The following is a 13624-nucleotide window of genomic DNA, read 5'->3' as shown; positions in this document are numbered from 1 at the left end:
TCCGATGAACGCGCGATCGCCTGTAGGCGCGCACCTGTGCGCGACCGTCATGCATCCGGTCGCGCACCGGTGCGCTCCTACAGAAAGCCGCTTCTTTAATAGAACGAACGGTCGTGCTATTTTGCGCGGCATGACCACCGCTACTGCCCCCGCCAAAGGTCTCGCCACCCGCGAACTCATCCTGGAACACGCCTACGAACTGGCCCGCGTCGGCGGGCTGGAAGGCCTCTCGATCGGCACCCTCGCCACCGACGTGGGCATGTCCAAGAGCGGCGTGTTCGCCCATTTCGGCTCGCGCGAAGACTTGCAACTGGCCGTGCTGGATGCGGCCGCCCGCCGCTTCATGGCCCATGTGCTGATGCCGGCGCTGTCCGCCCCGCGCGGTCTGCCGCGCCTGCGCGCGATCGTCGCCCAGTGGTGCGAGTGGGGCCGCATGCACACCAGCGGCTGCGTACTGCTCACCGCCGCAGGCGAATACGACGGGCGCGAAGGCCCGCTGCACGACGCGGTCGTCGCGCAGCAGGCCGGCTGGCGTGGCGAGCTGGAAAAAGGCATCGCCCAGGCCGTGGCCGCCGGCCACCTGCGCGCCGACACCGATGCGCCGCAGCTCGCCTTCGAGATCTACGCACTGATGCTCGGCCTCCACCACGACGCCGGACTGTTCGGCTTCGAGCAGGCCATCCATCGCGTCCACGCCGCCTTCGAGCGCCTGTGGCGCAGCTGGCAACCTTGAGGATCGACCCATGTCCACCGTGATGCGCCGTCCCGGCCTGGTCGCCCGCTTCAAGCTCGCCACCGTCCGCACCAGCTTCGCCCTCGGCGGCGCGCTGGCGCCGCGGCGCACGGCCGACCGCGCCGCACGGCTGTTCGCCAAGCCCTTCGCCAGCAGCCGCGTGCGCGCCCGAGCCGCCACGCCCGACGCGGCGATGCGGCGGGAGACCCTGCCGATCAACGGCCAGTCCATCGCCACCTACGTCTGGGGCGATCCGGCCACGCAACCGTATGTGCTGCTGGTGCACGGATGGTCGAGCTTCGGGCTGCGCTTCCTGCCGTGGATCGAGCGCCTGCGCGCGCTCGGCTACGCCGTGGTGACCTTCGACCAGCCCGGCCATGGCCTGAGTACCGGCGACTACTGCACGCTGCCGGAGTTCGCCGACACCGTGCGCGCGGTGGGCCGCCACTACGGTCACGCGGATCTGGCGATAGCCCACTCGCTCGGCGGCGCCGCCGTTGCCCTGGCCCAAGGCGAACACTGGCGCGCGCGCAAGCTGGTGTTGATCGCGCCGGCGGCCGACATGCACGCCGCCGCCACCCGTTACTTCCGCTTCGTCCGACTGGGCGAACACCTGCGCCGCCCGTTCTATGCCTGGCTGGTCAACCGCACCGGCATCACCGTGGACGAGCTGCAGATGCACCGCCACGTCACCGCGCTCGGCCAACCCGGCCTGATCGTGCACGACCTGGACGACGCCGACGTGCCGTGGGAAGAGGGCGAGCGCTACGCCCGCCACTGGCCCGGCGCCCGCCTGCTCACCACGCAGGGCCTGGGCCACCACCGCGTGCTGGACGCGCCCGAAGTCGTCGAGGCCGTGCTCGCCTTCGCGCGCGGCGAGGCCGTGGGGGAACGGGTCGTTGCCTCGGCCAACCTGCCTTACGGCATCGCCTGAGCGGTCCGGACGCTGAACGCCCGCGCGGGTTTTTAGTCGCACTTCACCTCGTCCGGCGCAGATTCAGGCAGCCCGCACGTAAGCGGGCGCGTACCGGTCGATGGCCGAAGGAGGAGACCCATGAAAACCCGACAATGGCTGAACTTCGGAGGCGGCGCGGTCGCGTTCTGCGTCCTGGCCATCGCCTCGGCGAGCAGCGCCTGGGCGCAACAGGCCGAGGCAGGCAACGACACCAACGCCATGTTCCAGAACCTGGACAAGAACCAGGACGGGCGCCTCTCCCGCTCCGAGATCCCGTCGGGCATGTCATTGCTGCGCTCCCGCCTGTCCACCTACGACAGCAACCAGGACGGCGCGCTCGATCCGCGGGAGTTCGCCACGGCCCAGTCCGCGCTCAACAGCGGCGGTCATGCCGGCGGCAGCGACGCTACGCCCGCGCCTCGACATCGTTCGGGCGGCTGAATCTCCGCCCTTCAGCAGGCACACCCACGCACCACCGCCCCCCTGTAGGAGCGCACTTGTGCGCGACCGCCATGCCCCTGGCCGCGCACAGCTGCGCTCCTACCAGGAAGCCCATGTCTGGTTGAACCCGTTCCAGAACCGGTGCCCAAGTCTCTCTCGGCACCGGCACACCCACGCATCAACGCCCCCCTGTAGGAGCGCACTTGTGCGCGACCGCCATGCCCCTGGCCGCGCACAGCTGCGCTCCTACCAGGAAGCCCATGTCTGGTTGAGCCCGTTCCAGAACCGGTGCCCAAGTCTCTCTCGGCACCGGCACACCCACGCATCAACGCCCCCCTGTAGGAGCGCACTTGTGCGCGACCGCCATGCCCCTGATCGCGCAAAGCTGTGCTCCTACCAGGAAGCCCATATCTGGTTGAACCCGTTCCGGAACCGGTGCCCAGGTCTCTCTCGGCACCGCCCATCCACGCACCCGCCGCCCCCCTGTAGGAGCGCACTTGTGCGCGACCGCCATGCCCCTGATCGCGCAAAGCTGTGCTCCTACCAGGAAGCCCATATCTGGTTGAACCCGTTCCGGAACCGGTGCCAGGTCTCTCTCGGCACCGCCCATCCACGCACCCGCCGCCCCCCTGTAGGAGCGCACTTGTGCGCGACCGCCATGCCTCTGGCCGCGTACACCTGCGCTCCTACCAGTACGCTCATGTCTGGTTGAACCCGTTTTCGAAACACCGGGCCGAATCGCCCCTCGCGGCGCCGCCGGCGCACCGCGCCAACCCGGTTCCAGAACGCAAACGCCGAAAACAGCCACCTGACCGCAACACCCCGCGCCCCCTCACCGGAGCACCCTGCGCGCGACCGCCGTGCCCCAAAGCCGCACACCGCCACGCTTCCACAGCAAAGCCCCCGCTCCGCACGCTTAACCCTGAACCCACTAGAATCGAAGGGTTCAGAGCAAAGAGATGTCGGAGTCGCCATGAGTTCCCCCGCCAGCCACGTCCCCGCCACCGCCGCGCAGGCCGAAACCACCCCGCTGCGTTTCGTCACCGCCGCCAGCCTGTTCGACGGGCACGACGCGGCGATCAACATCATGCGCCGCATCATCCAGAGCCAGGGTGCCGAGGTGATCCACCTGGGCCACAACCGCTCGGTCGAGGACGTCGTGCGCGCCGCGCTGCAGGAAGACGCCGACGCCATCGCGCTGTCCTCCTACCAGGGCGGCCACGTCGAGTACTTCAAGTACATGGTGGACATGCTGCGCGAGCGCGGCGCCAGCCACATCCGCGTGTTCGGCGGCGGCGGCGGCACCATCACCCCGGAAGAAATCCGCGAGCTGCAGGCCTACGGCGTCGAGCGCATCTACCACCCCAACGACGGGATGAAGATGGGCCTGACCGAGATGATCGAGGACGTCATGCAGCGCACCCGCGCCGCCCAGGCCGCGCGCCTGAAGGCCGAGCCCGCCGGCGTGCCCAAGGTCGACATCGACGACGAGATCTCCGTCGGCCACTTGCTCACCGATATCGAGGAAAGCCGCCTCGGCGAGCCCGAACTGACCCGCCTGCGCAAGGAATGGGACCTGGCCGGCCGCAAGACCCCGGTGCTCGGCCTCACCGGCACCGGGGGCGCCGGCAAGTCGTCCGTGGTGGACGAACTGCTGCTGCGCTTCCTGCACGCCTTCCCCGAGATGCGAATCACCGTGCTCGCCGTCGACCCGACCCGCCGCCGCTCCGGCGGCGCGCTGCTGGGCGACCGCATCCGCATGAACTCCCTGCGCTCCCACCGCGTGTACATGCGCTCCATGGCCACCCGCCGCCAGCACATGGCCACCAACGAGGTGCTCAAGGACTGCATCGCCTTCCTCAAGAGCCAGCCCTACGACCTGGTCATCGTGGAAACCGCCGGCATCGGCCAGAGCGACTCGGAGATCGTCGACCTGGTCGACTTCCCGCTCTACGTGATGACCAGCGACTACGGCGCCGCCAGCCAGCTCGAGAAGATCGACATGATCGACTTCGCCGAGCTGATCGTGCTCAACAAGTTCGACAAGCGCGGCGCCGAAGACGCCCTGCGCGACGTGCGCAAGCAGTGGAAGCGCAACCGCACCGCCTTCGCCCTGAAGGACGAGGACGTGCCGGTCTACCCGACCATCGCCAGCCAGTTCAACGACCCGGGCGTGACCTGGATGTTCGCCAACCTGTGCCGCCTGCTGCGCGAGAAAGTCGGCGCCAAGCACGGCCAGGCCATCGGCAGCCCGAGCTGCGATTTCGCACCCGAGGTCGACACCTCGCTCAAGGAACCGCGCGCCACCGTCCTCATCCCCGGCAGCCGCGTGCGCTACCTCGCCGAGATCGCCGAGCAGGGCAGGGGCATCAACAGCTCCATCGCCCGCCAGGCCGAAGCCGCCAGCAAGGCCCAGCACTACTACGAGTCCCTCAAGGAACTAGGCGACGAGTCCCTCCCGCGCCCCCTCGACCTCTACAACCACACCCAGATCCTCCCGTCCTCGAGCCTTCCCCCGCCCGCGGGGGAAGGTGCCCGAAGGGCGGATGGGGGAAACCTTGCCTCGAACCACCCCACAACCGTTGCCACTGAGCGCAACCCGCAAGGCGAAGCCGAAGCACCTGCCGTAGACCGCACCCTCCTGCTCCTGCGCCAGCGCTACAACGAAGCGGTCAAGGAACTGAGCAGCGAATCGATCCACCTCCTGCGCGACTGGCCCGCCCTGCGCGAGTCCGTCACCAAGGACGTCAACGAATACCAGGTCCGCGGCAAGACCATCCGCGTCGACAACTACCGCGAATCGCTGAGCCACCAGAAGATCCCCAAAGTCGCCCCGCCCAAGACCCACAACTGGGGCGACCAGCTGCTCTTCCTCGGCAAGGAAAACCTCCCCGGCCACTACCCCTACACCGGCGGCGTCTACCCCTACCGCCGCACCGGCGAAGACCCCACCCGCATGTTCGCCGGCGAGGGCACGCCGGAGCGCACCAACCGCCGCTTCCACTACCTGAGCCAGGGCGGCGCCGCCACGCGCCTGTCCACCGCGTTCGACTCGGTCACCCTGTACGGCGAAGACCCGGCCCCGCGCCCGGACATCTACGGCAAGATCGGCAACTCCGGCGTCAACATCGCCACCCTGGACGACATGAAGAAGCTCTACTCCGGCTTCGACCTGTCCGCGCCGACCACCTCGGTCTCCATGACCATCAACGGCCCGGCGCCGATGATCCTCGCGATGTTCATGAACACCGCGATCGACCAGAACGTGGAGAAGTACCTCAAGGCCGACGAATCCCGCTGGGCCGAGGCCGAGAAGCAGATCGCCAAGCTCTACGAAGGCCGCGAGCGCCCGCGCTATTCCGGTGATCTACCGAAGGGCAACGACGGCTTAGGGCTAGGCCTGCTCGGCGTCACCGGCAACCAGCTCGTCGACGAGGAAACCTACGCCCGCATCAAGGCCGAAACCCTCGCCGCCGTGCGCGGCACCGTGCAGGCCGACATCCTCAAGGAAGACCAGGCGCAGAACACCTGCATCTTCTCCACCGAATTCGCCCTGCGCATGATGGGCGACATCCAGCAGTACTTCGTCGAGCACAAGGTCCGCAACTTCTACTCAGTCTCCATCTCCGGCTACCACATCGCCGAAGCCGGCGCGAACCCGATCAGCCAGCTCGCCTTCACCCTCTCCAACGGCTTCACCATCGTCGAGTACTACCTCGCCCGAGGCATGCACATCGACGACTTCGCGCCGAACCTGAGCTTCTTCTTCAGTAACGGCATGGACCCGGAGTACACCGTCATCGGCCGCGTCGCCCGCCGCATCTGGGCCCGCGCCATGCGTGAGCGCTACGGCGCCAGCCCGCGCAGCCAGATGATGAAGTACCACATCCAGACCTCTGGCCGGTCGCTGCACGCGCAGGAGATCCAGTTCAACGACATCCGCACCACGCTGCAGGCGCTCTACGCCCTGTTCGACAACTGCAACAGCCTGCACACCAACGCCTACGACGAAGCCATCACCACGCCGACCGAAGAGAGCGTGCGCCGCGCCGTGGCGATCCAGATGATCATCAACAAGGAACTGGGCCTCAACTTCAACGAGAACCCCTGGCAGGGAAGCTACGTCGTAGAGGAGCTGACCGACCTGGTGGAAGAGGCCGTCTACAAGGAGTTCGAGGCGATCAGCGAGCGCGGTGGCGTGCTCGGAGCGATGGATACCATGTACCAGCGCGGGAAGATCCAGGAAGAGTCGCTGTATTACGAGCACAAGAAGCATGATGGGTCGCTGCCGCTTATCGGGGTGAACACCTTTCTGCCGAAGGAGCACGGTGGTGAAGTGGCCACCGAGATCGAGCTGATTCGCTCGACGGAGGAGGAGAAGGGGCAGCAGATTGCGAACGTGCGGGCGTTTGGGGAGGCGCGGAATGGGTTGGCGCCGGAGAGCCTCAAGCGGTTGCAGCAGACGGCGCGGGAGCGGCGGAACGTGTTCGAGCAGCTGGTTGAGGCGGTGAAGTACAACTCGTTGGGGCAGATTAGCCACGCGTTGTATGACGTGGGTGGGGAGTATCGAAGAAACATGTAAGCAATGTCAGTTTTAGTCCCGATTCGGCGATCCGCTATCTTCAGGTCTGAGTAGATTTGCGCTTACTACCTCGGCCGTTCAAATCATCTGAATAGTTGCGATGGGGAAATATGCATAACTCCCAAGTGATTAACGAAAACTATGAGCACGATGGCTCGATAATCGGCGCTGTCGATGACGAAGACACGTCTAGCGGAGCAGCCCCAGTAAAGCCTTGGGACCCGGGGAAAATCAGGATCACGACCAAGAATTTTTCTCTTCGTGACGTTGTCGAGCAGATCCACGACGGAGAAATCGATCTGGCTCCTGACTTTCAACGAGACTATGTTTGGAAGATGCGACAGAGAACGCGGCTAATTGAATCAGTTCTTCTTGGAATTCCTCTGCCAGCGTTCTATTTCAACCAGGACAAAGATGGCACGTATCAGGTGGTAGACGGCGTTCAGAGGCTGTCGACGATCTCGTTGTTTATGAACAACGGTCATGTCTTAGATCGAGAAGATCTAGAATACCTTCATACTCTCCATGGGGCGACATTTGGCGAGCTCGAACCTGCCGCTTCGCGTCGTTTACGGAGCACCCAAATTGTGGTTCACGTTATCGAACCGCAAACTCCCGATGAAGTTAAGTACGACATCTTTGGCCGGGTAAACACTCTTGGTAGCCCCCTGTCCGCGCAGGAAATTCGACATGCCATGAGCAAGAGACGGTCGCGCGAATTCCTGCAGGCGTTGTCCGAATCCCAAAGTTTTGATGCCGCCACAGAAATGCATTATTGGCGCAAAGATCCTTTGAACGGTCGCTCGATTCGCGACAGTGGTCGAATGACAAATCGCGAACTAGCGCTTAGGTTTTGCGCATTTCGGGAGTTTGTGATCGAGGAGTACAGACAACATTCCAGTCTCGACGCGTTCTTGGTCGAGTACACGCGAAGGTTAGATGGAACCTCGGAGAAATCCGCCCCAATCTCAGATGAAGGGTTGGATAAGTTGCGCGTCGATTTTGAACGGGCGATGGTCAATGCTCGCGAAGTGTTGGGGCGATTTGCCTTCCGCCGGTGGCAAATGAGCAGCAATCGTAGAGGGCCCATTAATCGCGCGCTCTTTGAATCGCAAGCTATCGCGCTCGCCGACTACCCAGCCGCTGATCTCGCCGCCCGCCGAAACGATATCAGAGGTGCATTTTCAAGCCTGTTTGACGATGCGGAATACGCGCGAGCCGTTACGGTCTCAACCGGTGACTCTCGTGCGGTGTCAAAGCGGTTAAACGCCACCCGAGCCGCATTAGCGAAGGTGATGAATGATTGAGGAACTTCGACTTTTCGCGTTTAAGAGATTTGAGGTTCTCACTCTCAAGCTCGCTCCTCTTACGGTACTGACCGGATTAAATGGCTCGGGCAAAACATCCGTCATCCAAAGCTTGCTTCTTCTGGCGGAAGCGCAGCGCGGGGGGCGTCGCGCCGCGCGTCTCAATGGACCATTTGGCTTTGAGCTTGGCACTGCAGACGATGTGCGGAATTGGAGAACCGACGGGCTAATTGAAATCGGCGTGACGTCGGAGAGTGCGTCGTTTGATTGGGTTTTCAAAGTTCCGAGCGGTGAAGCACTTTTTCTATCCGTGGTTGGGGCGCCGGACGATGTTCCGATTGCGTATTCAAGTGCCCCAAGAGCGCTTACATACTTGTGTGCAGATCGTCTTGGACCACGTGCGAGCGTTGTTTCCTCCGCGCTGCCAGCCGAAGACCTGGAGGTTGGGAGTCGCGGCGAAAATTGCGCACAAATGCTCGCGATCTTGGGGAATTCTCGCCCATTCACGGGGCGGTCGCATCCAGACGACGCGGAAGGAGAGCCGACGCTATTTAAGTACGAGGTTGAGCGATGGATGAGTGAGATCACTCGTCCAATCGAAATCGACGCTGAGCAGTTCTCTGGTGCGATGGTATCTGCACTCCGCTTTCGTCAGCCTGGTGGCGATTGGGTTAGGGCTCCTAATATGGGGTACGGTGTTTCGTATGCCCTTCCCATAGTTGTAGGTGGACTAGCGGCTTTGGAAGGTGGCTTGCTACTGGTCGAGAATCCGGAAGCTCATCTCCATCCGGCGGGCCAGTCTAGAATCGGCGTCTTTTTGGCTTGGCTTTCCTCCCAGGGTGTGCAGGTTGTCGTTGAGACGCACTCAGATCACGTATTGAATGGAATGCGGCTCGCAATAGCCAAGTTCAGGTACACACGGGCCAGCGACGCAATCGTCCACTACTTCGATGAGCAAGAGTCGCTTGGGCCGACTGTCGAGCGACTGTTGTTTTCAGAAACGGGCTCCGTTTCCAATTGGCCTAGTGGCTTCTTTGATCAGTATCAGCTGGATGTTGCAGCGCTCGGTCGCATTCGGCGCAAAGGATAGCAGATGGCATTTGTCGTGGACGGCTCCGAATGGGAAGTCAACAGATTCGCTTCGCCGACAGCATTTGTAGAAGCGTTGGACGCTCTAGTAGGTCGTGTAAATGTTGCTCTCGACCGAGACGAGGTGGTCTGGATAGGCGATGAGTTGCAGAGCAAAGTGATCTTGGACGGATGCGATCTATGGAGCCTCAGAGAGGCAGGCCTAAACCTGCCTGGAGAGTTGCTTCAAGAGTTGGGCGTCTGGCTAGGGCGCGCGCGCTACTACCTCGACGAGGATGAGTGGCCCGCGGGGTTTGAATCTTTCGAAGTTAGCGTTGGTGGGGAGGCTATCGAGAGTTCGGATGTTTCTTGGGCTCATCATTGTGTTTTGGCGCAGCGGCCTGTGGCATGTCTCGGTTTGCAACGAAACGGCGTTTTGCGAACTAAGTCAGCGACCGGCGAAGCTTATGTTCGATGGGTGCGAGACGAACCGGGACACGTGGGCTTCTGGAGAGATGTCATAGCCTCTGACGACAATGCGGGCCAGCTTGAGGCTCTCGCGCAAAATGCATTTCCTGACCTTTACTTCGTTCAGAACGTGTGGCGAGGAATTGGTGATTTTAATGGGGGCTATAGAGCGGTAAGTACTAAGCTTCGGCGGGCATTGAGCATTCTCAATGATTATGGAGTGTGGGTGTTCACTGCGTCGCCGCCAAATCTTCATCCTGCAGAACCAAGCGGGGTTGAAAGGGGAGCGCCCACGAAACTGCTCATACAGCAACGCTTTGCAGGTCTTGGTTTGACTGTGTCTCCTGAAGCAATCGAGGTGCGTCATGATGGTACCTGCAGAAGGGCCCGCGAAGTCGTGGTCGGCGGGCGTACGCTTTACTGCGAGTGGCACGAGAAGTTTGAGCTGCACCAGAATCGGATCTACTTTCATCCGCCAGTAGCTCAGTCAGGCAACAAGACCGTCATCGGCTTCTTTACGCACCACTTGCCGCTGCCGTGAGGGCGTTAACAGAACCAACTAACGGGGTCAGAGCCCCTTACTGACAGCGGCCTGGGTGCGCGACGGACAGACGCGGTGGGGCGGGCAGTGCAGGCTGGGGTTTTCTGGGAGAGTCCCAAAACCCGGGTCAGAGTGCACTTTCCGGATGCTCTGGCGCCGGCTTGAAGCCAGGGCGCCGCTGCCGGCCTTGTTGCTCAGGGGCCGCCAAAACGGGGTCAGGGGCCAACGGGTCAGGTTCACTTACCGAGGATTAGCGACGTGGTGGCTGATTGGCGGGCAGATGCCGGCAAAGCGGCGGGTCTTGGCCGCGACCATGGCGCGGAAATCTTTCCGGCCCATGCGCGCCGAAAAAAAGGGGATGCGCCAATCCAAAAAGGGGCGCCGTGGCCGACCGACGTGCCATATACGGACTGCGCGACGACCTAGGACCCTCGATCTGACCTGGAGCTTCACATCTCCCGGCGCACGCTCTTCTTCGAGATGCGTGCGGATGCTCGTCAATTCGTCGTCGCAGTTACCCTCACTAACCACAATTTGCCCGCGACCTTCCCGCTCGATAGAGTTTCGCGATGTCATTCCATTGGGCGCCCGCATGCCCCCCTCACATTCACGCCTCTTGGAGAACAAAGGTGCCAGGGACAATTTCTGAGGGGGCAAAAAACGGGTCAGGTTCATTTTTTCTCAGGAGTGGGCATCGTTTTTTGGCGCCCAAAAAAGGGGGCGGAGGGAATTAAGCCTCGTCCAGCGAGCGGTCGGAGCGCCGCGGCCTACCGCGGTGTGGTACCTGAACCGGGCGGCCCAAGGCCTTCTCGATCATCGCCTGGAACTTCGCATCGCCCAGCGCACGCTCTTGTTCGAGGTGCGCGCGAATGCTCGTCAGTTCGTCCTCGCCTAAACCCTCATGCAACCAAGCCCGGTAGGATGCCGCGCGCGTCTGGGGATCGCGCAAAACCCGGTTCAGAGCGCGCTTTCGGCTATCCGGAGAATGTCAACGCCTATCGTCGGCCAAGGCACTCTTGAGCAGCGTGTCGTAAAGCTCCAGCCGCAAACGCACGCCTACCTGCAACATGCTCAGCCAGTAGACGAACATCAGGGCGCCGATCAGGACAATTTCCGGCCAACTCAGGTGTACCGGCCAACGCAGGTCCTTGAACTGCAGGAAGAGCGCCGTGGCGAGTGGCAGGAAGCCGAGGTTTTCCATGCTGCCCGTCAGGAGTGGAAGCTTGCTGCGGAACCGGTCGAGGCGATGGGCCGCAAAGGCGCTCATGGTCTGCAGGCGCTCCCTGGGAAAGCCTCTCATCCACTCGACCAGTTCCAGGTGGTGGGGCAAGTCGTGGTCGAGCGTCTCAGCAAACTCCCGGCGCTCGCGCGATGGTCGCAGGTTGAAGACGGAAAGTTCCCCCGCCCACGCGATCACGAAGGCGGCAATTTCGATAACAAGAAGCGCGATGGCTGCAATCAAAACCGTGGGACTAGCGGGCAGTACCTTGCTCAGGATCAGCCCTGACAGGCCCGCCAGCATGCCGATGCCGGTGCCCCATCTCGCACGCCGGCTCGGCGCCATGCGGTACGACGCATGCTCCGGAATGGCTTCGATGCACTGCTCTAAAGTGCCGAACGTGAGCTGCTGCGGTTCCATGCGCGTCGATCTGCTTGCATCCATTGGTCGGACCTTGGTACGTGGGGTCACTCGCCTAGGCGAGCCAGGTAGGTATTGGCCTCGAGCGTGCAGGACGCACCGATCGCACCGGGCAACCGAAACAGCCGCGCCTTGTTGCGGAAGTCGAAGACACGATAGAGGTGATAGCGCTCTGCGTCCGCTTCAGACCGCGCCAGCTCATTGCGGCTCACGAAGAAAGGCGTCAGTTGGCCGAAGGCGGTGGTTTTGACCTCAATCAGCCGCTCGCGGCCACTTTCCTCGTACGAAAGCACATCGAATCCCAGACCGTCCCCCTGCGTAGCGGCGACGTGTTCGATCCGCTCGCTCAACGCCTTCTTGCCGGCGGCGTGCAGACGGCGCGCTTCCAATTCCAGCACGAACAATTCGCCTGCACGGCCGAGGGAGCGGTTACGCGCCTCCTGGGCAAGGTAGTCCCGCTTGGCGGGCGAGAAGCGTGGTGCATAGCGGGCCGGCGCTTCGCGGACGCGGGTCGGCTTGGGCACATCCACCCACACCGCGTCGTTGTCGGCTTGCGCCACCGCCATCGCCGGGCGCAGCACTGCTGCCTGGGCGGCTTCCTGGAGCGCGATGCGCGTCTGAACCTGGGCTTCGACCACCTCCAGCAGCATGCCTTGGAAGTTGCCGCGCGGCTTGTAGCCATTGATGTACGGGAAACCCAGCGCCAGCATTACCGCACTGATATTGCAGTGCTTGAACTCAAGCGACTGGCGGCTGCGGCCGTCGAGTTTCTCGAGCAACGCATTGGCGTGCTGCGTCTTGCTGTAGCGCTGACCGTTGAGCTCCAGCGTCAGCATCGTCAGGTAGTCGGCAACGCAGGCCTCAACCTCGAGCCGTGACCAGTCTTCGCCCTTTGCCACGCGCCTGTCCCCCTGGGTCCAAGGTCAAGCGTAACGAACTGCCCTTTGCCAGAGAACAGGGTCGCGTTCAGTTGTCGAGGTAAAGGAGGTGGAGGGAGTCAAGCATTCGCTGCTAGGCCGCCGCAAAAGGGAACGTGACTAATCAAGCCTCGTCCTGCGCGCTGGCCCGCCGCGGCGGACGTTTGACGAAGGCTGCCGACTACGCCCGCGCCTCGCGTTCCGGACGCGGGGTGGGCGCGCCCCAACGGGGTGCGCGCAAGTCAGGCCGGCGCACCGGCCTGACCTCGCGTGGCCTGAGCCCGCACTCAGCGCCACCAGCCGAGGGAGTCCGGCGACCCGTCCGGGTGCGCGAACCAGCGCACCTGGTTGCGGCCATCCGGGCAGGTGTCGCCCTTTGACATGAGTACGATGGCATCGTCCCGGGCGGCCAACTCACCGTGGTAGCAGCTGCCGAAGTTGTCGCGGTAGTTGCGCAGGGTGGAGCTCTCCCAGCGTGGGTCCGTCTGTTCCTTGCCACCCTTGCGGACGGAATACATGCGTGCGCCAGCATGCGTGGTGTAGTGGCCGAAGCCTGGCTTGTAGTGATCGCCGTCCACCACGCGACTCTGCTGGATACTCACGTTGGTACGGTGGAGGTCGACGTCCCAGCCGTCCCCGGTGACTACATGAGCTGCCAACCGGTAGACCATCTGCAGCGGGTAGCTGATGCTCGTGCGGTCCCAGCTGATCACCCGCGTTCCGATCGCGCGGCGGCTCGTCTGCTCAAGGGTGCTGGCGAGCGAGATGTCCTGCTTGTAGAACTTCTCGGCGCTGAAAAGCCCCCATTGGGGACCTTGCACCTCGATTGCCTGGGTACTGCTGAAGCGGCTGGTCTGGTGCACGCGGGCGTCAATGCGGCCTTGCGAGGCGTTCACGAAGCCGCGGATCTCGAAGTCGCGTTGCTGCTGCGTGTGGATGTCGCCAATAAGGGTGTCGCAAACAAAGGTGCCAG

10 protein-coding genes are annotated in these 13624 nt (G+C 63.0%); 7 read left to right on the top strand and 3 right to left on the bottom strand.

Annotated elements, in window-relative coordinates; genetic code table 11:
* Nucleotides 1–130: 130 nt before the first annotated feature.
* The 7 genes from ACFWZ3_RS03030 to ACFWZ3_RS03000 all read left to right on the top strand — a co-directional run bounded on the left by ACFWZ3_RS03030 (nt 131) and on the right by ACFWZ3_RS03000 (nt 10095).
* Nucleotides 131–733: a TetR/AcrR family transcriptional regulator gene (locus tag ACFWZ3_RS03030; protein ID WP_439706319.1), complete on the top strand. Its 603-nt coding sequence runs from the start codon at nt 131–133 to the stop codon at nt 731–733.
* Nucleotides 734–743: 10 nt separating this feature from the next.
* Entirely contained in the window at nt 744–1667 is a 924-nt protein-coding gene (locus ACFWZ3_RS03025) for an alpha/beta fold hydrolase (protein ID WP_439706318.1), read from the top strand.
* A gap of 120 nt (nt 1668–1787) precedes the next feature.
* Nucleotides 1788–2129 carry a hypothetical protein gene (locus ACFWZ3_RS03020; RefSeq protein WP_439706317.1) on the top strand — a complete coding sequence of 114 codons (342 nt, stop codon included), beginning with the start codon at nt 1788–1790 and terminating at the stop codon, nt 2127–2129.
* Between the two features lie 973 nt (nt 2130–3102).
* The gene (locus ACFWZ3_RS03015; RefSeq protein ID WP_439706316.1) at nt 3103–6711 is read left to right on the top strand and encodes a methylmalonyl-CoA mutase family protein; all 3609 of its coding nucleotides are present in this window, start codon (nt 3103–3105) and stop codon (nt 6709–6711) included.
* Nucleotides 6712–6821: 110 nt separating this feature from the next.
* Nucleotides 6822–8018, top strand: a complete 1197-nt coding sequence (locus ACFWZ3_RS03010) for a DUF262 domain-containing protein (protein WP_439706315.1) — start codon at nt 6822–6824, stop codon at nt 8016–8018.
* Nucleotides 8011–9108 carry an AAA family ATPase gene (locus tag ACFWZ3_RS03005; RefSeq protein ID WP_439706314.1) on the top strand — a complete coding sequence of 366 codons (1098 nt, stop codon included), beginning with the start codon at nt 8011–8013 and terminating at the stop codon, nt 9106–9108. The genes ACFWZ3_RS03010 and ACFWZ3_RS03005 overlap by 8 nt, the downstream gene beginning before the upstream one ends.
* A 3-nt stretch (nt 9109–9111) precedes the next feature.
* A complete protein-coding gene (locus ACFWZ3_RS03000) occupies nt 9112–10095 on the top strand; it encodes a hypothetical protein (RefSeq protein WP_439706313.1) in 984 nt (327 codons plus the stop codon).
* 988 nt (nt 10096–11083) lie between these two features.
* Here ACFWZ3_RS03000 and ACFWZ3_RS02995 read toward each other — a convergent pair.
* From ACFWZ3_RS02995 to ACFWZ3_RS02985, 3 genes are all read right to left on the bottom strand, one after another.
* Nucleotides 11084–11734, bottom strand: a complete 651-nt coding sequence (locus ACFWZ3_RS02995; RefSeq protein ID WP_439706312.1) for a hypothetical protein — start codon at nt 11732–11734, stop codon at nt 11084–11086.
* Between the two features lie 47 nt (nt 11735–11781).
* Nucleotides 11782–12633, bottom strand: a complete 852-nt coding sequence (locus tag ACFWZ3_RS02990; RefSeq protein WP_439706311.1) for a DUF3883 domain-containing protein — start codon at nt 12631–12633, stop codon at nt 11782–11784.
* Between the two features lie 305 nt (nt 12634–12938).
* A complete protein-coding gene (locus tag ACFWZ3_RS02985) occupies nt 12939–13547 on the bottom strand; it encodes a hypothetical protein (RefSeq protein ID WP_439706310.1) in 609 nt (202 codons plus the stop codon).
* Between the last annotated feature and the right edge of the window lie 77 nt (nt 13548–13624).

Origin of the sequence: Frateuria sp. GZRR35, assembly GCF_051900415.1 — a bacterium.
Lineage (GTDB): Bacteria > Pseudomonadota > Gammaproteobacteria > Xanthomonadales > Rhodanobacteraceae > Frateuria_A.
The sequence above is the reverse complement of the archived record's forward strand: the minus strand, read 5'-3'. Positions and strand labels throughout refer to the sequence as shown.